Source organism: Xanthomonas sp. WCS2018Noco2-27, assembly GCF_031843525.1.
Taxonomy (GTDB): domain Bacteria; phylum Pseudomonadota; class Gammaproteobacteria; order Xanthomonadales; family Xanthomonadaceae; genus Xanthomonas.
Genome location: NZ_JAVTIK010000001.1, coordinates 459,429 through 478,588 on the forward strand (window position 1 = coordinate 459,429; position 19,160 = coordinate 478,588).

General features: G+C 64.3%; 17 protein-coding genes. 4 read left to right on the top strand and 13 right to left on the bottom strand.

Features of this window, described 5'->3' with window-relative positions:
- Positions 1-230: 230 nt before the first annotated feature.
- Complete coding sequence (gene gcvA, locus RQH86_RS02025; RefSeq protein WP_311238461.1) at positions 231-1,160, bottom strand: transcriptional regulator GcvA; 930 nt, start codon at positions 1,158-1,160, stop codon at positions 231-233.
- Between the two features lie 199 nt (positions 1,161-1,359).
- On the opposite strand from gcvA, the gene RQH86_RS02030 reads away from it, so the two are divergent.
- Complete coding sequence (locus tag RQH86_RS02030) at positions 1,360-2,133, top strand: SDR family oxidoreductase (RefSeq protein WP_104617689.1); 774 nt, start codon at positions 1,360-1,362, stop codon at positions 2,131-2,133.
- 885 nt (positions 2,134-3,018) lie between these two features.
- Positions 3,019-5,874 carry a PAS domain-containing protein gene (locus RQH86_RS02035; RefSeq protein ID WP_311238460.1) on the top strand — a complete coding sequence of 952 codons (2,856 nt, stop codon included), beginning with the start codon at positions 3,019-3,021 and terminating at the stop codon, positions 5,872-5,874.
- A gap of 165 nt (positions 5,875-6,039) precedes the next feature.
- Here the strand turns inward: RQH86_RS02035 and RQH86_RS02040 are convergent, their stop codons facing one another.
- A complete protein-coding gene (locus RQH86_RS02040) occupies positions 6,040-6,384 on the bottom strand; it encodes a response regulator (RefSeq protein WP_311238500.1) in 345 nt (114 codons plus the stop codon).
- Between the two features lie 303 nt (positions 6,385-6,687).
- Between RQH86_RS02040 and RQH86_RS02045 the strand changes: the two genes are divergently transcribed.
- Positions 6,688-8,202 (top strand): ATPase domain-containing protein, encoded by a 1,515-nt coding sequence (locus RQH86_RS02045; RefSeq protein ID WP_311238459.1) that lies wholly within the window; start codon positions 6,688-6,690, stop codon positions 8,200-8,202.
- A complete protein-coding gene (locus RQH86_RS02050) occupies positions 8,189-10,261 on the top strand; it encodes a PAS domain-containing protein (protein ID WP_311238458.1) in 2,073 nt (690 codons plus the stop codon). Before RQH86_RS02045 ends, RQH86_RS02050 begins: the two co-directional genes overlap by 14 nt.
- A 228-nt stretch (positions 10,262-10,489) precedes the next feature.
- Here RQH86_RS02050 and RQH86_RS02055 read toward each other — a convergent pair whose 3' ends face one another.
- From RQH86_RS02055 to RQH86_RS02105, 11 genes are all read right to left on the bottom strand, one after another.
- Positions 10,490-11,191 carry a tetratricopeptide repeat protein gene (locus tag RQH86_RS02055; RefSeq protein WP_311238457.1) on the bottom strand — a complete coding sequence of 234 codons (702 nt, stop codon included), beginning with the start codon at positions 11,189-11,191 and terminating at the stop codon, positions 10,490-10,492.
- Positions 11,191-11,673: a cytochrome c-type biogenesis protein gene (locus tag RQH86_RS02060; protein WP_311238456.1), complete on the bottom strand. Its 483-nt coding sequence runs from the start codon at positions 11,671-11,673 to the stop codon at positions 11,191-11,193. The genes RQH86_RS02055 and RQH86_RS02060 overlap by 1 nt, the downstream gene beginning before the upstream one ends.
- The gene (locus RQH86_RS02065; RefSeq protein ID WP_115511991.1) at positions 11,673-12,215 is read right to left on the bottom strand and encodes a DsbE family thiol:disulfide interchange protein; all 543 of its coding nucleotides are present in this window, start codon (positions 12,213-12,215) and stop codon (positions 11,673-11,675) included. The genes RQH86_RS02060 and RQH86_RS02065 overlap by 1 nt, the downstream gene beginning before the upstream one ends.
- Positions 12,212-14,200, bottom strand: a complete 1,989-nt coding sequence (locus RQH86_RS02070) for a heme lyase CcmF/NrfE family subunit (protein ID WP_311238455.1) — start codon at positions 14,198-14,200, stop codon at positions 12,212-12,214. Before RQH86_RS02070 ends, RQH86_RS02065 begins: the two co-directional genes overlap by 4 nt.
- 63 nt (positions 14,201-14,263) lie before the next feature.
- Complete coding sequence (ccmE, locus tag RQH86_RS02075; protein ID WP_115527572.1) at positions 14,264-14,734, bottom strand: cytochrome c maturation protein CcmE; 471 nt, start codon at positions 14,732-14,734, stop codon at positions 14,264-14,266.
- Positions 14,731-14,937 carry a heme exporter protein CcmD gene (ccmD, locus tag RQH86_RS02080; RefSeq protein WP_115527573.1) on the bottom strand — a complete coding sequence of 69 codons (207 nt, stop codon included), beginning with the start codon at positions 14,935-14,937 and terminating at the stop codon, positions 14,731-14,733. Before ccmD ends, ccmE begins: the two co-directional genes overlap by 4 nt.
- Positions 14,934-15,692, bottom strand: coding sequence for a heme ABC transporter permease CcmC (ccmC, locus tag RQH86_RS02085; RefSeq protein WP_311238454.1), 759 nt, complete (start codon positions 15,690-15,692; stop codon positions 14,934-14,936). Before ccmC ends, ccmD begins: the two co-directional genes overlap by 4 nt.
- Before the next feature lie 10 nt (positions 15,693-15,702).
- The gene (locus RQH86_RS02090) at positions 15,703-17,022 is read right to left on the bottom strand and encodes a S8 family serine peptidase (protein ID WP_311238453.1); all 1,320 of its coding nucleotides are present in this window, start codon (positions 17,020-17,022) and stop codon (positions 15,703-15,705) included.
- The gene (locus RQH86_RS02095) at positions 17,019-17,669 is read right to left on the bottom strand and encodes a zf-HC2 domain-containing protein (RefSeq protein ID WP_311238452.1); all 651 of its coding nucleotides are present in this window, start codon (positions 17,667-17,669) and stop codon (positions 17,019-17,021) included. The genes RQH86_RS02090 and RQH86_RS02095 overlap by 4 nt, the downstream gene beginning before the upstream one ends.
- On the bottom strand, positions 17,666-18,259 hold the full coding sequence (locus tag RQH86_RS02100) for a sigma-70 family RNA polymerase sigma factor (protein WP_193552531.1): 594 nt from the start codon (positions 18,257-18,259) through the stop codon (positions 17,666-17,668). The genes RQH86_RS02095 and RQH86_RS02100 overlap by 4 nt, the downstream gene beginning before the upstream one ends.
- A gap of 51 nt (positions 18,260-18,310) precedes the next feature.
- The gene (locus tag RQH86_RS02105) at positions 18,311-19,039 is read right to left on the bottom strand and encodes a hypothetical protein (protein WP_311238451.1); all 729 of its coding nucleotides are present in this window, start codon (positions 19,037-19,039) and stop codon (positions 18,311-18,313) included.
- Between the last annotated feature and the right edge of the window lie 121 nt (positions 19,040-19,160).

The following is a 19,160-nucleotide window of genomic DNA, read 5'->3' on the forward strand; positions in this document are numbered from 1 at the left end:
CAATGCGGACGATCGAACCGGCGATGTTGGATTCTGCGCAGCCGCGAGATGGCGATGGGCTTGCGGCAGAGTGCCGATGCGGTGTGGTCAGCGACGCAGGCATTGCTTGCGCGAGTGGCTGCTGCATGCAGTGCGCGCATATTTGATATGCGTACTTTGATTTTCCGATGCAGCGACGTGGTGTGCGTTGGTCGGCACGCACCGATACGGCCGCGCGGTCCGTCGCGGGTCTAGCGCGCAGCCGCGAGTGCGCTGTTTGCGCTGGCTTCTTCGCAGATCCACTGCCGGAAAGCGGCAATCCGCGGCAGGTATGAGCTCTCTTGGCGGTTGACGAGGTAATAGGCCAGGGGCGAGAGGAACTGCAGCTCCGGGAACAAACGGATCAGCCGGCCGGTGGCGATGTCGTCATGCGCCATCACGCTGCGCGCCAGCGCGATGCCGTGTCCCTCGATGGCGGCCTGCAGCACGGCAGCTGCATTGTTGATCTTCAAGCCCCGGATCGCATCCGCGCCGACGACGCCAGCCTTATCGAGCCACGCGGTCCATGAAGGGAAGTTGGGATGCGTCTCCATCGAGAGATCGTGGATCAGCGTCTCGCCTGTCAGCTGCGCCGGTGCGCGTAGCCGGCCGATCAACGCTGGCGAGCAGACCGGATAGACCTCCTCGTCCATCAGCTTGAGGGCCACCAGGCCCGGCCACTGGCCAGCGCCATAGCGCACGCCGATGTCGATCCGTTGCGTTAGGAAATCCACAGGTTTGAGGCTGGTCTCAAGCCGGATGTCGATGTCGGGGTGCGCGGTCTGGAAGCGATCGATGCGCGGGAGCAGCCACTTGGCTGCAAAGGCCGGGCTGACGGTCATGGTCAGCATGGTGCCGCCGGACTGTTCCTTCAGCCGTTCCAGCCCAAGGGTCAGGCGATCCAGCCCAGCACGCACATCGGGCAGCGCCTGCTCGGCGGCGGGCGTGGGCAGCAAACGGGCACGGCCGGCCTGGCTGCGATGAAACAAGGGGGTGCCTACCCAGTCTTCCAGTGTTCGTACCAGCTGGCCGACCGCCGCCGGTGTGACATGCAGCTCGGCCGCAGCCGCCGAAAAACTCTGATGGCGAGCGCTGGCTTCGAAAGCCCGCAGTGCATTGAGGTGGACGGGCGATTTTTTCACGATAAAGATTTTCTTTCAGGTCGGGACACATTAACTGGTTTGTGGCCATGCCGCCCCAGCCGAACAATGGCCGCCACCCCACGGCCTGCCCGCCGCGCCTTCGTTGGCGATGCAGGTGGGTGGTGTTGGGTCATCCCGGCGACCAGTTCGCCGGCTGTCTTTCTGACCTGCCTGACGGCAGGCACGTCGAGGTTTGATCATGGACACGCAATTCAACGGTAAGAAGCTATTGGTCGTCGGTGGCACCAGCGGCATGGGGTATGCAGTGGCCCGGCACATCCTGCTTGGTGGCGGACATGCGGTGATCGTTGGCCAGCGCGCCGAGAAGACCGAAGCAGCCCGCCAGGCGCTGGCGGCACTCGGATCGGTCGAGGCATTGAATGCCGATCTGACCAGCCAGCAAGGTATTGCCGAGTTGCTGGCGGCGATCGACCGCTCGCATCAGCAGATCGATCTGCTGGTCAATGCAGCGGGCGTGTTTTTCCCCAAGCCGTTTCTGGAGCACCAGCAGGACGACTACGACCGCTACATGGCGCTCAACAAGGCGTTTTTCTTCATCACGCAGAAGGTCGCCGCCAATCTGGTCGCGCACGGCCGCAGCGGTGCGATCGTCAATATCGGCTCGATGTGGGGCAAGCAGGCGATTGCGGCCACGCCGTCATCGGCCTACTCGATGGCCAAGGCCGGCCTGCATGCGTTGACCCAGCATCTGGCGATGGAATTGGCGCCAAAGGGCATCCGCGTCAATGCCGTCTCCCCGGCGGTGGTGGACACGCCGATCTACGAGGGATTCATTCCAAAAGCGGACGTGCATGCAGCACTGCAAGGCTTCAATGGGTTCCACCCCATCGGCCGTGTCGGCACTGCGCAGGACGTAGCCGAGGTGATCGCGTTCCTGCTATCGGACAAGGCCGCTTGGGTCACCGGTGCCGTGTGGGACGTCGATGGCGGTGTGATGGCTGGCCGCAACTGACATCGACAACGCGTTGCAATCGGCGTCGCCCGCACGCTGCTGCATCGCGGCCATGCGTGGCGTCAGCTGTCTGCCAATCTTGGCACCGTGGATCGGCTGTCTTGCTCGATGGCTCCAAACGCGTGAGAGCGATTTTCCTTGTGCGCGTTGAGCTGAGAACGTCGGTATGCCGCGTGGCCAGTCCACCGCACCACATGGGTTTGTAAGCGGCTTGCTTGAAAACCGCGCCCACCGACCATCACGACTGGTCCTTGCCCGCCTACCGCCGCGCAGATCTGCGGCTCTCCACTAGCAAATGCAAAGCAGCCAAACACACCGAAAGCAACCGAATGAGAGCATCCATGGAAGGATTCAATGCGTGTCCCGCAGCGTTAGGCGGGTAAGGGTCATGCAGCCGGCGCGCAGATCAGCGGCTCCCCACTAACGCATGCAGAGCAGCCAGTTACGCCCAAGGCAACCGTGAGCTTCCGTTCTTGAAGATGCCGAAAAAGTCGCGAGCCATGGGCCGATAAAGATGAACTGAGAACGCGATAGCGCCATGTGCGCGATCTACACCGCGAACATGCACATCGCACGGCCCAACCGGCAGTGACGCGCCATATCGCTGTTGGCTAGCACACGTCCTCACACGCGGCGCAGTACCGTGGCGCAGCGGCAGCACCAACGGCTGGATATACATTGCCTGCCGCAGGTTGGGTGATGACGGTGGTGTGAGCGGTCGATCGTGCCTGTTGGCGATGCGTCGCGCGGTCTTGGGCTCTCTTCTAATGGTTTGGCACAGATGCACGGATGGGTGAACAGTCATCAGGGCGCAGGCGGTGAAGCGATGCGGTGGTGTCGTGCAGGCGATCTGCGGCATGGGGTGATCGTGCGGATACGCGCGGCATGACCACTGCATTTCCGCATGGCGACAGCGCCATGGCGCAGGCGGTGCGCGCATACCACTGGGCTGCTACGCCGTTGGGGCCGAGCCCGCAGTGGCCGTCGCCATTGCGCAATGCGGTCAGCTTGATGCTCACCTCGCCGGAGAGCATGTACGTGGTGTGGGGCGAGGCGCTGACGTTTTTCTATAACGATGCGTACGCGCCGATTCTGGGGCCGCGTCGGCCGCAGGCACTGGGCGCACCGCTGCGCGAGCTGTGGGCCGATGCGTGGGAGGCGGTACGTGCGCCGATTGAGGCAGCGTTTGCCGGGAGCGCCTCGCGCTTTGAAGAAGTGCCGATTGGTATGAACCGCTACGGCACGCCGGAAGAGACCTGGTGGACGTTTTCGTTTTCACCGATCTATCTGGACGATGGCAGCATCGGTGGCGCGTTCTGCGTGACCAACGAGGTGACCGCGCGCAAGCTGGCTCAGGCGCGGTTGGCCGACGAGCACGAGCGCTTGATCCGCTTGTTCGAGCAGGCGCCAATGTTCATGGCGTTTTTGAGCGGGCCGCAGCATCGTGTCGAGTTCGCCAACCCGTGCTACTCGCGCTTGGTCGGCCACCGCGACGTGATTGGGCGGCCGCTCGCCGAAGCGCTGCCGGACGCGCTTGAGCAAGGACATCTGCGCCATCTGGATGAGGTGTATCGCTCCGGGCGCGCCTATACGGCCAATGCGCTGGTGTACGACGTACAGGCAGTGCCAGGCGGGCCGACCGAGCGACATCTGCTGGACCTGGTGTATCAACCGATTGCCGGCGCCGACGGCACGGTCTCCGGCATCTTCGTGCAAGGGTTGGATATCACCGATCGCATCAGCCTGGAACGCGCGGTGCGCGAGGCAGAAGTGCGCAACCGGCAGATCCTCGATAGCGTCATGGACTACGCGATCATCGCGACCGACATGCGCGGCCAGGTGACCTCATGGAACGAAGGCGCGCGCCGCATTCTGGGCTGGAGCGAGGCCGAGATGCTCGGGCAATCGCTGGAGCGCATGTTTACTCCAGAAGATGTGGCGAATCGACAGCTTCTCATTGAAGCCGCCGCAGCGTTGGAAAGCGGTAGCGGCATGGATGAGCGCTGGCATATGCGTAAATCCGGCGAGCGGTTCTGGGCCAATGGATCGTTGATGGTGCTGCGCGAAGAAACTGGCGTAGCGATTGGCTTTGTCAAAGTGCTGCGCGATCGCACCGCCGAGCGCTTGGCCGGCCAAGCGTTGATCAAAAGCGAGCGCCGGCTGGACGCCTTGGTGCGCGCGTCGTCGCAAGCGATCTTTTCTGCCACTGCCAACTGGAGTGCGTTGCGCCTGCATGCCGGCGATGGCTTGTTGGACGATGGTCGTGCGGCCAATGCGCGCTGGCAGCAGGAATGGATTTATCCGGATGATCGTGCGCCGTTGCTGGCGGCCATTCATGCTGCGATCGGCGACAAGGCGGCACTGGAGCTTGAGCTTCGCGTACTGGACAGACAGCAGGTGCGCTGGACGCTGCTGCGTGCAGTGCCCTTGCTCGATGCAGAGGGCCAGATCGAGGAGTGGTTCGGTACGGCCTCGGACGTCAGCGACAGACGCGAGGCCGAAGAGCAATTGCGCGTGCTGACCGAAACCCTGGAACAACGCGTCCGGGAACGGAGCGCGGCATTGCTGCTGGCCGAAGAAAAACTGCGCCAGAGTCAAAAGATGGAGGCGGTCGGGCAGCTCACCGGCGGCCTGGCGCACGACTTCAACAATCTGCTGACCTCCATCACGGTGGGCCTGGAGTTGCTGCAGGCGCGCGTGGAGCAAGGCAAGTACGACCGCTTGGAGCGCTATGTGGAAATGGCGCAGACCAGCGCCGCGCGCGCCGCTGCGTTGACGCAACGCCTGCTGGCATTCTCGCGCCGGCAGACGCTGGCCCCCAGTGCGTTGGAAGTGGACGCGCTGGTGCACGGCATGCGCGAAATCATCTCGGGGACCTTGGGACCATCGATCACGTTGCAGGTGACGCCGGCGCCGCAGCCGTGGAAGGTGCTGGTAGACGCGCCGCAGTTGGAAAACGCGCTGCTCAATCTGTGCCTCAATGCGCGCGATGCCATGCCCGATGGCGGTGTACTCACCATCCGGCTGCACAACCGCTCGCTGGGTCCGGTGGCGGCCCAGCAGTTGGATCTGCCGCCTGGCGATTATGTGTGCCTGAGCGTGCAGGACACCGGTACCGGCATGACGGACGAGGTCATGTCCAAGGTGTTCGAGCCGTTTTTCACCACCAAGCCGATCGGGCAGGGCACCGGTCTGGGCCTATCGATGATCTACGGGTTTACCCGGCAGTCCGGCGGGCACGTGCGCATCGATTCGGAAGTGGGCCTGGGCACCACCATGGCCCTGTATTTGCCACGTTTCAGCGGGATAGATGCGCAGGACGAGGCAGTCGCCGCACCGCAACAGCCGCAGCGCGCAGCAGCGCAGAGCTGCACCATCTTGCTGGTAGAGGATGAAACCGCAATCCGCATCTTGATCTCGGAAGTGCTCACCGAGGCCGGTTACCGCGTTATCGAAGCGGCCGAAGGCAGCGCTGCGGTGGAGCGCTTGCGCTCGTTAGAGCCAATCGATGTGTTGGTGACCGATGTCGGCCTGACCGGTGGCTTGAACGGGCGCCAGGTGGCCGATGCGGGCCGGCAATACCGACCCACGCTACCGGTGCTGTTCGTGACCGGATACGCGGCAACCGCGGCCGTCGGCGCCGGACAGCTGGACGATGGCATGGAAGTGTTGACCAAGCCGTTTCTGGCGGCCGACCTGAAGCTGCGCGTGATGCAGTTGCTGGAGCGGCGTTTGCAATGACCGTGGCTGCAGCGCGGGTAGCGGAGCCATCGTCGGGCTCGAGTCGTCGGCGTTGCGCGCGTTCACGCTGCAGCTTGAGAACGCAACACGTCGGCTGCAGTCACGTGTGCAAAGCGCTTTGTACGCCTGGCCTGCGAGGCATGAGAGTGCCTTGGTTGCGCCCGGTTACAGCGTTGTCTGCACGATACCCAGCAAGTCACGTAACGAGAATGGCTTGGTGAGCAAGCGCATGCCGGTGTCCAGAAAGTCCACCCGTTGGGCGCTGGCGCCTGCGTATCCGGTCATGAAGATGATCGGGAGTGCGGGGTACAACCGCCGCGCATTGTCGGCCAGGTCGCGTCCGTTCATGCCCGGCAGGCAGATATCCGACAGCAGCAGGTCGAACGGACAGGCCGTGACGAGCTGCTCCAGTGCCTGTTCTGCATCGGCAGACACGACGACCTGATAGCCCTCTTCGCACAGGATATCCGCGGTCATTGCGCGAATGGCGTCGTCGTCTTCCACCAACAGAATGCGTGCATTACATGATGCGTCGTTCACCGCGATCCTCAAGCGATCGCAACAACGCGACCTGCTTCACTGCCAAGGCTATGCGCGCGCCCGTGACGAATGTGTCGGAGCTGTCACGCAGCGCATCACAAAAGCACGGGGCATGCCGCAGATTGACAATCCTGCGACACCTCAAAGCAGCGAAAATCCGCCACTGCGGTCACGGCAAAAGATGGGCAGAACGCGCAGCGCGTCAAGCCAGGCAAGCTGATCAATTCAGTCTGTGGCAACGGACAATCACGCGCGCGTGTTAACGTGAATGGCATGAAAAATGTAAAGCCGATGATCGCAAACCGCATCACGACCGGGACGACGGGGCTTGACACCATCCTCCGCGGAGGACTGCCGGCCAATCGGCTCTATCTGCTCGAAGGCCAGCCCGGCTCCGGCAAGACCACGTTGTCCCTGCAATTCTTGCTCGATGGCGCAGCCAGGGGCGAGAGCTGCCTGTACGTCACGCTGTCGGAAACCATCGACGAGCTCAACGAAGTTGCCGCGTCGCACGAATGGTCGCTGGAACCTTTGCACATCTTCGAGCTGGCCTCGGCCGAAGCGTTTCTGGGCGACGGGCGCCAGCAGTCCATTCTGCATCCTTGGGAAATGGAACTGGATGGCACGATCAAGTTGATCCAGGCCGAAGTCGATCGGGTCAAGCCGACACGCGTGGTCTTCGATTCGTTGTCCGAACTGCGTCTGTTGGCGCAGGACTCGCTGCGTTACCGACGGCAGGTGTTGGCGCTGAAGCAGTTCTTCGCGCCGCGCAACATCACCGTGTTTCTGGTCGATGACCTCACCGATGAGAATGGCCAGCGCGATGCGCATCTGCACAGCCTGTGTCATGGCGTGATTTCGCTGGAGCGTATGACGCTGGACTTCGGCGCAGCGCGGCGACGCATGCAGGTGCAGAAATTGCGCGGGGTCAACTTTACCGCCGGCTACCACGACATCACCATCGTGACGGGCGGCATGCGGATCTATCCGCGCCTGATCGCCTCCAATCATCACGTGCCGTTTGTCGGCGATGCGGTGTCTAGCGGGGTGGAGCGCATCGATGCGCTGTTGCACGGTGGCCCGCTGCGCGGCACCAGCACCTTGCTGACCGGGCCGGCTGGGTCTGGCAAGACCAATGTCACTTTGCAATATGTCAGTGCGGCCTGTGAACGTGGTGAGCATTGCTGCGTGCTGCAGTTCGACGAGCGCACCGGCACCTTGCTGACGCGTGCCGAAAACCTGGGCATGGATTTACGCAAGCACCTGGCCTCGGGCATGTTGGAACTGCACCAGATGGACCCTGCAGAACTGACGCCCGGCGAGTTCTCCTGGGCGGTGCGCGAAAGCGTGGAGTCGCGGAACTGCCGCATCCTGGTGATCGACAGCCTCAACGGCTATCTGTCGTCGATGCCGCAAGAAAAGCAGCTGATGCTGCAGATGCACGAGCTGCTGTCCTATCTCAACCAGAGCGGCGTGACCACGTTCCTGATCAACCCGCAGCATGGTCTGGTGGGGACGATGTCGACCGGCAATCTCAATATCTCCTACATGGCCGACACCGTGATTTTGTTTCGCTTCTTTGAAGCGCAGGGACGGATCCGCAAGGCCTTGTCGGTCATCAAGAACCGCAGTGGCGCGCATGAAGATTCGATTCGCGAGATGCGCATCAGCAGCGGCGGTCTGCATTTGAGCGAACCGCTGGAAAAGTTCCATGGTGTGCTGACCGGCACTCCACAGTTTGTCGGGGACAGCACGCCCTTGCTGGATCGTGCACTTGACCAACTGTGAAGCAGATGGGTCTGTAGTCCACATCATCGCGCCGTTCGGCCGCGATGCGGAGAGCATTGCAAGCATTGTCGGTGAGCGTGGACTGACGCGCCGGGTCTACGGTGCGTTGGCGGCATTGTCCGGCGACCTGCTCGACAGTTCCGGCGTGGTGGTGCTGACCGAAGAGGCCGTCGGCGGCGATTTGCAGCAGTTGCAGCAGATCCTGCAGGGTCAGGCGGCGTGGTCGGATATTCCATTCGTGCTGCTGCGCGCCCCGCGTGGCAGCCAGCACGGTCGCCACGCGAGCCTGCCTGCCGAGATGACCAACGTCATCGAGCTGGAGCGGCCGTTGAGCTCCTCGTCGCTGTTGAGCGCGATTTCCAACGCGTTGCGGTCGCGACAGAAACAGTTCGTGATTCGCGACCAGTTGGCCGAATTGGCCGAAGGCCGTGCTGCACTGGCATTGAGCGAAGCCGAGTTGCGCCGCGTCACCGATGCCTTGCCGGTGTTGATCGCCTTCATCGACAAACACCTGGTGTATCGCTTCGCCAATCGCTCGTACGAAGACTGGATCGGTATTCCGCCGCAAGAGGTCATCGGACGTCCGCTGGTGGATGTGGTGGGGCCTGCGGTGGTGGCCGAGCGGCGCGCCTGGATAGAGGCCGCGCTGTCCGGTCAGGCGCTGACGGTGGAAGCGAGCTGGCCGCATGCCGATGGGCGCCGCCGCGATGCCGAGATCCGCTACATGCCGCGCTTCGATGCAGATGGCAAGGTGGATGGCTTCCACGTGTTTGCGACCGACATCACCGCACGTGCGCTGGCGCTGGAGTCGATCCAGGAGCAGGCCAACTTGCTGGAGGCCAAGGTGGCCGAACGCACGGCCGAGTTGCAGCAACAGATGCTGGCGCGCGAATCCAGTGAGGCCGCGCTGCGTCAAGCGCAAAAGATGGAAGCGGTGGGCCAGTTGACCGGCGGCATTGCGCACGACTTCAACAACATGCTGACCGGCATCCTGTCGGCGTTGGATCTGGCGCGTCTGCGCATCGACCAGGGACGGACCGAGGGACTGGGGCGGTTTCTGGATGTGGCGTCGGCCTCGGCCTTGCGCGCGGCCGCATTGACCCAGCGCCTGCTGGCATTTTCGCGCAGGCAATCGCTGCAGGCGCGGCATCTGCAGTTGAACGATCTGGTGGTGTCGCTGCAGGAATTGCTGGCGCGAACGCTGGGCGAGTCGGTACGCATGGAAGCCGATCTTTGCGATGCGCTACCGCATGCGTATGTCGACGAAAACCAGCTGGAAAGTGCGTTGATCAACCTGGCCATCAACGCCCGCGACGCCATGCCGGACGGCGGCCAGTTGCGCATTTCGACCCGGCATCTGCATGTCGACGAACGCCGTCTTGAACTTGGCCGTGGCATCAGCCTGGCGCCGGGCGACTACGCCGTGGTGTCGGTGGCCGACACCGGCACCGGCATGCCGGCCGATGTGCTGGAGCGCGTGTTCGAGCCGTTTTACACCACCAAGCCGATCGGGCAGGGCACCGGCCTGGGCATGTCGATGATCTATGGCTTCATGCAGCAGTCCAACGGGCAGGTCTGGGTGGAGTCGGAAGTGGGCGTGGGCACCACGGTGAGCCTGTATCTGCCCGCCGGTGTCGCCGTGCAGAGCGTGGCGATGGGGCCGCAAGGCGGAGCGGTGGTGGCCGGGCAGGGACAGCAGGTGCTGGTGGTGGAAGACGACGAACAAGTGCGTCTGCTGGTGACCGAACTGCTTGGCGAGTTGGGCTACGAGGCCGAGGTGGTGGCCGATGCCGACGCCGCGCTGCCGATCCTGGCCTCGCAGCGACGGATCGATCTGCTGGTGACCGATGTCGGGTTGCCCGGGCTCAACGGACGCCAGTTGGCAGAGATTGCGCGACAGTCGCGCCGCGATCTGCCGGTGATCTTCATGACCGGCTACGCCGAGACCGCACGCGACCGCGGCGAATTTCTTGCCGAGGGCATGAGCATGATCGCCAAGCCCTTTACGCTGGGCGAGTTCAGCGGGAAGTTGCACGAGGTACTGGGGCCGTCGTCCTGAGCGAGGCAGATGTGGGATCTGCCGCATTGCTTGCTTAATGCCTCTTGGCAGCTGCGTCGACTGCCTTCATCCAGGAACAAGTGCGGGCTAAGTAGGTAACCTCGCGGGCTTCGCTTCAGCATTTTTTGCGCTACCTACCGCCGCTGCGCACCATGACGACTGGCAACGCGCCTAGCGGGCTGACGTCGCCGCCTCAGGCGCGCCTGCACATGTTTTGCGCTGCTTTTTTCAGCGTGCAGCACGCCCGGATTGCCGCGCGCTTGCCATCGATTCGGCCACGGCAATCTTGTCCGCCACCGCGTTCTGCATCGGCGAGCCGGTTTCTAGCAAGCCATGCAGATGACGCCAATGGGTGGTGGCTGCGGCGTAGTCGTGCTGCTGGAAATCACTGATGCCCATCAGCCACAGCCCACGCTGATTGTCCGGCTCGCGCGCGATCAGCTGCTGCAACCGCGTCCGCGAGGCCGCATCGATGGCGAAATCGCTGTGTGTTGCCATGTCGGCGGCGATCCAGCCGACGATGGCCGCGCTGGTGTCGGGTGCGATCTTCAGTGCCTGCGCGTATGCATCGCGCGCCTCGGCGGAGCGGTTGTTCTGCTCATGCGCTTTGGCCTGTTCCATCCACGAAGTGAGCGCTGCCAGTTGCGCCTGTTCGGCAGCGCTAGGTTGTGGTGGTACCGCATCGGCTGCAGCAGCCGTTGCGATGGGCGCCGTCTGGGTTGCCGTCACGTAGACCGGATGTGCGATCGCATCGGGTGCGCCAACCAGCCGATACAGGCCGGCGGTGGCGATGGGCAGGCCCAGTACCAGCAGAATCGGCAGCGTGTAACGTGCATTGCCATTGCGCGTGGGTGTGCGCATCAGCGGCAGCAGTAACAGCAGTAGCGCAACCACCACCAGCGCAGCGCTCAAAAAATAAAAACCCGTCATCACCATTCTTCCTCTGCCTGCGGTGCCACCGCAGTGCCGACACGTGCGCGTTTACGCACGGTGTGAATCACTACCGCAGCGCCGGCGCCCAACATCAGCAGCGGCCCGAACCACAACAGCCAGGTGCCGCGCTTGATCGGCGGGTCGTACAACACAAAATCCGAATAGCGGTCGACCATGTACTGCTTGATCTGCGCATCGCTCTTGCCGGCCTGCAATTGCGCGAACACCTGATGACGCAGATCGCGCGCCAGGGTGGCATTGGAATCGGCCAGGTTCTCGTTCTGGCACACCAGGCAACGCAGTTGCGCGGTCAGTTGTTGATACCGCGCTTCTTCGCTGCGGTTCTTGAACGGCAACGGGTCCACCGCCTGCGCCTGCACGCAGGGCGCGAGCACTATTCCCAACAGCAGCACCAGCAACAGGCGCAGCTTGCGCGCCTGGTCACGCCGATGCGCCTGAAAGACGCCATATCCCAGCATCACGGTGCGCCCTTGGGCAGTGCGGCGATGGCGGGCAGCAGCTCATCGTTGATGACATCGGGGGTGAGCACGCCGATGTGCTTGTAGCGGATCATGCCCTGCGCATCGATCAGGAAGCTTTCCGGCGCGCCGTAGACGCCGAAATCGATGGCGGTCTGCCCGGCTTCATCGGCGATGACCACCGCGTACGGATTGCCCAAGCGTGCCAGCCAGGCAGTCGCATCGGCCGGCGCGTCCTTGTAGTTGTAGCCGATCAACGGCACACCGAGCCGGCTGGCCTGCGCCATCAGTACCGGATGCTCGTGCACGCATTCGGCGCACCAACTGCCGAACACGTTGAGCACATACGGCTTGCCCAGCAGCTGCGCACGGGTGACCTGCTGGTCGGGCGCATCCAGTCGCGGCAGCGAGAAGGCCGGTGCCGGTTTGCCGATCAATGGGGAGGGCACATCGCGCGGGTTGTGCTGCATGGTCCAGTAGATGCCGAAGCCGAACAGGGCGGCGACCAACAAGAACCCCAGCAGGGGCAGCATGCGCTTCACGGGTGCGACTCCTGCGCGATGATGGGCGCTTGGTATGCCGGCGATGCAGCCGCCTTGCCTGCGGAGACCGGCGCGCGGAAGCGTCGTGCGCAGGCGCTGACGAAGCCGCCCAGCATCATCAACAGGCCGCCGGCCCAGATCCAGCGGATGAAGGGCTTGTAGTACAGCCGCAAGGTCCAATCGTGTTCGATGTGCTGGTCGTCCAGTGGCTCGCCGAGCGCGACATAGAGATCGCGGGTGATGCCGGGATCGATCGCCGATTCGGTCTGGATGCGTTCGCTGCTGTACAGGCGTTTTTGCGGATGCAATTGCGCAATGACCTTGCCATCGCGGCTGACCTGCACGCTGCCTTGTTCGGCCTTCCAGTTTGGCCCGTCGACCAGCTGCACACCGTCGAAGCGGAACGCGTGGCCGGCAATATCCGCGCTCTGGCCGGGCGACAGCCGTACATCGCGTTCGACCGACAGGCTGTCGGAGATCAGCACGCCGGCGACGAACACCGCCACCCCCGCATGCGCGATCAACATGCCGGCCATCTCCGCCGGAAAGCGTCGCCCACGCGGCATCTCGCGCCACCGTTTATAGACGTATAGCGCGGTGCCGGTGGCCACCCAGGCCGCCACGCCAATGCCGGCGATGGCCTTGGCCTGGCCCTCGGCAAACAAGCTGCCGACCAGCGCGCAGGCGATTGCAGCGATGCCGGCGCGGGCACCCAGCGCCTTTAACGGTGCGGCGTCGGCCTGGCCCCAACGCAGGTAGGGGCCGAACGGCAGCAACAGCACTACCGGCAACATCAGCAACGGGAACAGCAGGCCGAAGTACGGCGGCCCCACTGACACCTTGCCCAGACCGAAGGCATCGGCAATCAGCGGGAACAAGGTGCCCAGCAACACCATCGCTGCGGCGACGGTGAGCAATAGATTGCCGATCAGAATCCCAGTTTCGCGCGAGGCGGCGGCAAACGGTTTACCGCTGGCGATTCTGGGTGCGCGCAAGGCGTAGAGCAGTAACGAACCACCGACCACTGCGACCAGGAAGATCAGGATGTACAGCCCGCGGCGCGGGTCGGCGGCGAACGCATGTACCGAGGTCAGCACGCCCGAGCGCACCAGGAACGTACCCAGCAGCGACAGCGAGAATGCCAGGATCGACAGCAGGATGGTCCACGCACGCAGGCTGCCGCGTTTTTCGGTCACCGCCTGGGTGTGAATCAACGCGGTGCCCACCAGCCACGGCATGAAACTGGCGTTTTCCACCGGGTCCCAGAACCACCAGCCGCCCCAGCCCAGTTCTGCATACGCCCACCAGCTACCGGCCACGATGCCGGCGGTGAGGCAGGCCCAGGCCACATTGGTCCATGGCCGCGCCCAGCGCACCCAGGCCTGTTCCAGTTCGCCGCCCAGCAGGGCCGCCACCGCGAACGCAAAGGCCACCGAGAAACCGACATAGCCGGTGTAGAGCACCGGCGGGTGGAAGGTCATGCCCGGATCCTGCAACACCGGATTGAGCTCGTTGCCGTCCAGCGGAATCGGCGACAGCCGCCCGAACGGATTGGAGGTCAGCAGGATGAAGGCCAGAAAGCCCACCGACACCAGGCCCAGCACCGCCAACACGCGCGCAGCGAAATACTGCGGCAGATGCCGGCTGAAAGCGGCCAGCAACACCGTCCAGGTGGCAAGGATGGCGATCCAGAGCAGCAACGAGCCTTCGTGCGCGCCCCACACCGCGGCGAAGCGGTAGTACCAGGGCAGGGCGATGTTGGCGTTGGCCGCGACATAGCCGACCGAAAAATCCAGCGACAGCAGCGACCAGGCGAGCAGGCCGAACGCCATCCACACGAACACGGCCTGGCCCACCGCTGCCGGCCGCGCGACGCCCATCAAGGCGGTATTGCCACGCCAGGCACCGATCAGCGGCAACACGCCCTGGGCAAGCGAAAGCAGCAGCGCCAGGATCAGTGCGATCTGGCCGAGTTCAGGCGTCATGAGTGGGTCGCAGCGTGCGGCAAAAAGAGATTGGCGAGTGAGCGGCGCGCAGCCAATGCCGCCTCAACGCGGCGCGGCCAGCGGCACGGCGGTCGCGGGGATCGGCTTGCCGACATGGCCTTCGGCCATCGCGTCCTTGAGTTCTTTCGGCATGTAGGTTTCGTCGTGCTTGGCCAGCACTTCGTTGGCGACAAAGCGTTCGCCCTGCATGCGCCCGTTGGCGATCACCGATTGGTTGTCGCGAAACAGGTCCGGCAGGATGCCGGTGTACTCGACCTGGGTGGCCGCATGTTTATCGATGACGGTGAAGCTGACTTTCAGCGAGTCGCTGGCGCGCTGGATCGAGCCGGCCTTGACCATGCCGCCGAGACGGAACTGTTGATAGCTGGCCGCTTCGCCGGCGTGCACCTGGCTGGGCGTGAACAGGTAGCTCATGTTCCGCTGCAGCGCGAACACGATCAGCGTCACCGCGAGCGCGGCGGCGGCGATGACGCCAAGCACCAGCCACAGACGTTGTTTGCGCGTGGCATTCATGGCGCGTCGCGCTCCAGCGTTGGCGCCGGTTGATCGCGCGCACGACGCGGGGTTTGCCGTTGCAACTGGCCACGCAGTTCGCGCGGCAGGCGTCGGCGTCGCAACCATGGCGCTGCCAGGTCGGCCAACAGCACCAGCACGAACAACGCGTAGGACGTCCACACGTATTGGCCGTAGCCGCCCATCGCCAAAAACGTATTCATGCGGTGCGCTCCGTCAATACGATGCGGCGTGCCCAGTCCTTGCCGCTTTCCAGCGCCAGCAGGTCCACGCGCACGCGGCCGAACAGGCTGGCGACGTAGTAGCACTTGGTGGCCAGCATCATCGTCAGCAACGGCCACAGCATGTCCGCGCCCATCTTTGAGGGGCCGAGCAGACGCACGGTGGAGCCTTGATGCAGCGTGTTCCACCACACCACCGAGTAATGCACGATGGGCAGATTCACCAGGCCGACCAGGGCAAGCAAGCCGGCGGCACGCATGGCCTGACGACGGTCTTCCACCGCGTGGTACAGGCCAAGCACGCCCAGATACAGAAACAGCAGCAGCAACTCCGAGGTCAGTCGCGCGTCCCAGGTCCACCAGGTGCCCCACATCGGCTTGCCCCACAGCGAGCCGGTGCACAAGGTGATGAAGGTGAACGCCGCACCGATCGGTGCCGATGCCATGGTCACCACTTCGGCCAGCTTGATCCGCCACACCAGCGCGATAAACGCCGACACGCCCATCGCTGCGTAGATGAAAAGACTCATCCAGGCACTGGGCACGTGGATGAAGATGATGCGGTAGGCATCGTGCTGCTGATAATCCGGCGGCGCCAGCACCAGCCCGCCGTAAGCGGCCACCGCGCCGAGCAGCAAGGCCAGGCCCAGCACCCACGGGCGCACGCGTCCGGCGAAGCGGTAGAACGTCGGCGGCGAGCTGAGTTTATGCAGCCACAAGGGAATCCACTTGGCCATGCCGGTGTCGTCAGTTGGAATGTTTGGAAGGCGACAGCGCATCGACGGCGGCGCCTGCATTGACCTGCAACTGGCCGTCGGAGACCTTGCTGGTGCGTTGCAACAGGTCGCGCAGCGCAGTGGCATCCATCGACGGCGACAGCGACAACAGCAGTGCGGCCATGCCGCTGACATGTGCGGTGGCCATCGACGAGCCGGAGGTGAAGTCGTAACGGCCGTTCGGCTGGGTGGTCAGAATGTCCTTGCCGGGTGCGCTGAGCACGCCGGGCATGGCGGTGGTGGCGCTGCTGCTGCGAACCACCAGCACGCCGGGCACATCATTGGGAAAGCCATCCAGCCGCCCGTTCGGCGGCATTGCCGCGACCACGATGCGGCCTTGCTGCACCAGATGCAGCAGCATCTTGCTCAGCAGCGGGTCGGCCGGGCCGCCCAGGCTCAGGTTGACCACGCGTGCGGAGCTGTTGTTGATCGCCGCCAGCGCCTTGGCCAGGGTGAAAGTATTGCAGCGTGCGGTGGCGCCCACCGTGGGCGCATACCAGCACGCCTTGTAGACGCTCAGCATGGCCTTGGGCGCCATGCCGACGATGCCTTGGTGGTTGTTGCTGCCGGCCGCAATGATTCCGGCCACTTCGGTGCCGTGCGAATCGCTGCTGGTCATGCCCGGCTTGTCGTCGACCAGGTCGTGCACGTCGCGGATGCGCGATTTCAGATCGGGGTGGTTGGTGTCCACGCCGGTATCGACCACTGCCACCAGCACACCGCGCCCCTGGGTGACAGCCTGCGCGCTGGCGGCATCGGTATCGATGAAGCCGCGCTGCATGTCCACGTATGGGTCGTTGTAGCCGGACAACGGCGTGGTCTTTTCCGCCGCATCGGTAGAAAACACCGAGAAATCCTGCACCGGCTGCACCAGCTCCACGCCCTCGTCGTCAGCCAGCGCGGTGACCAGCTCATCGCGCGACACGCCCGGTGGCGGCTGCAGCACCGCGCAATACAGGCCCAGCGAGGTGATCGGCCAGCCGGACACTTCGCGCAGCTTGTAACGCTGCTTGATGGCTTCCATGCGCACGGCGGCCTTCTGGCCGGCGCCGTAATAGCTGGAGGCGTAGCCGATCAGGCTGGAGCCGGCGCGGGCCGGCGGCGCGCTGAGCGGATTGGCCACCGCCAGCAGGATGTCCCGGCTGCTGTCGGGCGTATGCGCATCGGCGGACGTCGCGTTGGCGCTGGCTGCATCCTCAGCAGTGTTCTGCAACGCCGCGGCAGGCGCATTGCCATGCACGCCCATGCTGAGCAGCGCGGCGACCAGGCCGATGGCGAAGAAACGGCTCATGGGGCGGAGACGATCTCGGCCAGCCGGATGCCCGGATTGGCGCGCAGTTGCTGCACGGTCCGTTGCGGCTGGGCCGGCGGCTGCGGCGCAGCAGGCACCACGGTGTAGGCACCCATGTCGTTGGGCCCACCGATGACCTGCAGCTGCTGCGCATGCAGCAGTCGGTCCCAGTCGGCCACGGTCATGCTGGCGTCCGGCACCACGCGGATGGCGCCTTGCGGCACCGGCAGCGCAGTGGCGCTACTGAGTGTGCGGTAGTCGTGCGACGGTGCCGGCGAGGCTAGCTTGACGCCCATGACACCCAGGCCGATGGCCTGTACCAGCGCGGCGGCGGCCAGCGCACGCACGGTCCAGCTGCCGGAGCGACGCACGGCCGGTGCCGGTGCGATGCGTACCTCGGGTGCATCCAGACGACCGAGCAGGCGTTGCAGGCCGGCGTTGGCGTCCAGTTTGACCGCCGGCGGTAGCGCCAGCGCCTGACGCAGGCGATTTTGCTGGGCGAACTCGGCGCTGCACGAGGTGCATTTGGCCACGTGCGCGATCAGCCAGGCGTTTTCTTCCTCGGTCGCGCTATCCAGCAGGACGGCCGGCATCAGTTCCCAGGCGTGCGAGCATTCCTTGCCAGGCGCGATGAAAAACGTCTTCATTGCAGGGTCTCCGTGTAAGGGGTGTTGCCGGCCAGGCCGGGCAGCACATTGCGTAATTTGACCCGCGCATGAAACAGCCGGGCTTTGATCGTGCCCACCGGGCACTGCATGATTTCGGCGACTTCTTCCAGCTTGTGGCCGACGCCGTAGACCAGTTCGATCACCAGGCGCTGATCCGGCGACAGCCGTTCCATGCCCTTGTCCAGCCAGTCGCGTAGCTCGCGGTCGTCGTTGTCGTCGGTGCTGGGGGCGTGGTCTTCCACCAAGACGGTATCGTCGATGGACTCGCCGTCGTGCTGGCGCAGGCATTTGAGCCCGCAGCGGTAAGCGATGCCCATGATCCAAGTCGACACTTGCGAGTCGCCACGGAAATCGCCCGCTTTTTGCCAGGCAATCCAGAAGCAGTCGTTGATGGCCTCTTCGATGATGTCCGGGCGGCGCGTCAGGCGCGACAAAAACCGGCACAAGCGGCCGTGGTAGCTGTGGTACATGCTCGCCAGGGCGTCACGATCGCCCGCAGCCATGCGGCGCAACAGCATGCGGTCGGTGGCATCGCCAAGGGTGTCGGACTCATTCATCGAAGCAGGCATGGGGTAGGACACCTCTAGGTGCCCGCAGGCGGGCGAAAGGTTGCGGTTGAATCAGAAACTGCGGGACACCATGCCCACCCACGGCGTTTCGCCGGGCCCGCCTTGCGCGCGCGGGGTGTTGTTGCTGGTGACGACCCGGTCCAGCTTCACTGTCCATGCCGCGCGGCTCCACTTCAGGCCCACTTGCCCATACCGATAGCGGCCGGAACTCTGGGCGCCGTAGGACATCGCCGGAAAGTCCGAGATGCCGGCACCGGCCGAGAGGCTGAAATCCCCCGTCAGCGGCACGTTGGCGGTGACGTCGACCACCATGTTCCAGGGCGAGCGTTGCGCGCGCGGGAAATTGAAGCTGGAGAGCGAGAAGGTGAGCGTGTCGCGGTAGGACCAGGCCAGACTGGCTTCCTGGCGGTCGAAGCTGCGCGACTGGCGGTCGGCCGGATAGGCGTAATACAGCAGGCTGGCCTGCATCTGCCAGCGATCGCCCAGCATCCAGCCACGCGCGCCCTGGAACGTGAGCGCCACCGGGTCGCTAAAGGAGGGCGACTGCAGCGCCGCGGAGGCCGATATCGACCAGCCGGGCGAGGGCAGCCAATAGCCGGCTGCCTGCAAGGTGACGCGGTTAGGTGCGATGGAGATGCCGCGGTCGATCAAGGTGGACGCCACCGCCACTGCGCCGCCGACGTTGTCTGCCATTGCAGTGCCGCAGGGGCCCATGACCAGCGCAAGCAGCAACGCGCGACGCAACCCCAGCTGCCGGCACCGCTGTAACTGGCAAGGCATCCTCGGCAGGATGGGAAGGCGCGGCTGTCGTGCCGAGCCACTCGCGGGCAATGGCTGCCCGTCGCAGACGGTGTGGCGTCGCGGTCGGCAAGGGGACGGCTTGGCGGGCGAAACGTTCGGC

What these genes read in the sequence shown, in the direction of transcription:
- RQH86_RS02055 (WP_311238457.1), bottom strand. Translation starts at nt 11,191, where the DNA reads ATGACGGGTTTTTATTTTTTGAGCGCTGCGCTGGTGGTGGTTGCGCTA.
- RQH86_RS02045 (WP_311238459.1), top strand. Translation starts at nt 6,688, where the DNA reads ATGAAAAATGTAAAGCCGATGATCGCAAACCGCATCACGACCGGGACG.
- RQH86_RS02070 (WP_311238455.1), bottom strand. Translation starts at nt 14,200, where the DNA reads ATGACGCCTGAACTCGGCCAGATCGCACTGATCCTGGCGCTGCTGCTT.
- ccmD (WP_115527573.1), bottom strand. Translation starts at nt 14,937, where the DNA reads ATGAATACGTTTTTGGCGATGGGCGGCTACGGCCAATACGTGTGGACG.
- ccmC (WP_311238454.1), bottom strand. Translation starts at nt 15,692, where the DNA reads ATGGCCAAGTGGATTCCCTTGTGGCTGCATAAACTCAGCTCGCCGCCG.
- RQH86_RS02095 (WP_311238452.1), bottom strand. Translation starts at nt 17,669, where the DNA reads ATGAAGACGTTTTTCATCGCGCCTGGCAAGGAATGCTCGCACGCCTGG.
- RQH86_RS02035 (WP_311238460.1), top strand. Translation starts at nt 3,019, where the DNA reads ATGACCACTGCATTTCCGCATGGCGACAGCGCCATGGCGCAGGCGGTG.
- RQH86_RS02100 (WP_193552531.1), bottom strand. Translation starts at nt 18,259, where the DNA reads ATGCCTGCTTCGATGAATGAGTCCGACACCCTTGGCGATGCCACCGAC.
- RQH86_RS02060 (WP_311238456.1), bottom strand. Translation starts at nt 11,673, where the DNA reads ATGCTGGGATATGGCGTCTTTCAGGCGCATCGGCGTGACCAGGCGCGC.
- RQH86_RS02030 (WP_104617689.1), top strand. Translation starts at nt 1,360, where the DNA reads ATGGACACGCAATTCAACGGTAAGAAGCTATTGGTCGTCGGTGGCACC.
- ccmE (WP_115527572.1), bottom strand. Translation starts at nt 14,734, where the DNA reads ATGAATGCCACGCGCAAACAACGTCTGTGGCTGGTGCTTGGCGTCATC.
- RQH86_RS02090 (WP_311238453.1), bottom strand. Translation starts at nt 17,022, where the DNA reads ATGAGCCGTTTCTTCGCCATCGGCCTGGTCGCCGCGCTGCTCAGCATG.
- RQH86_RS02105 (WP_311238451.1), bottom strand. Translation starts at nt 19,039, where the DNA reads ATGCCTTGCCAGTTACAGCGGTGCCGGCAGCTGGGGTTGCGTCGCGCG.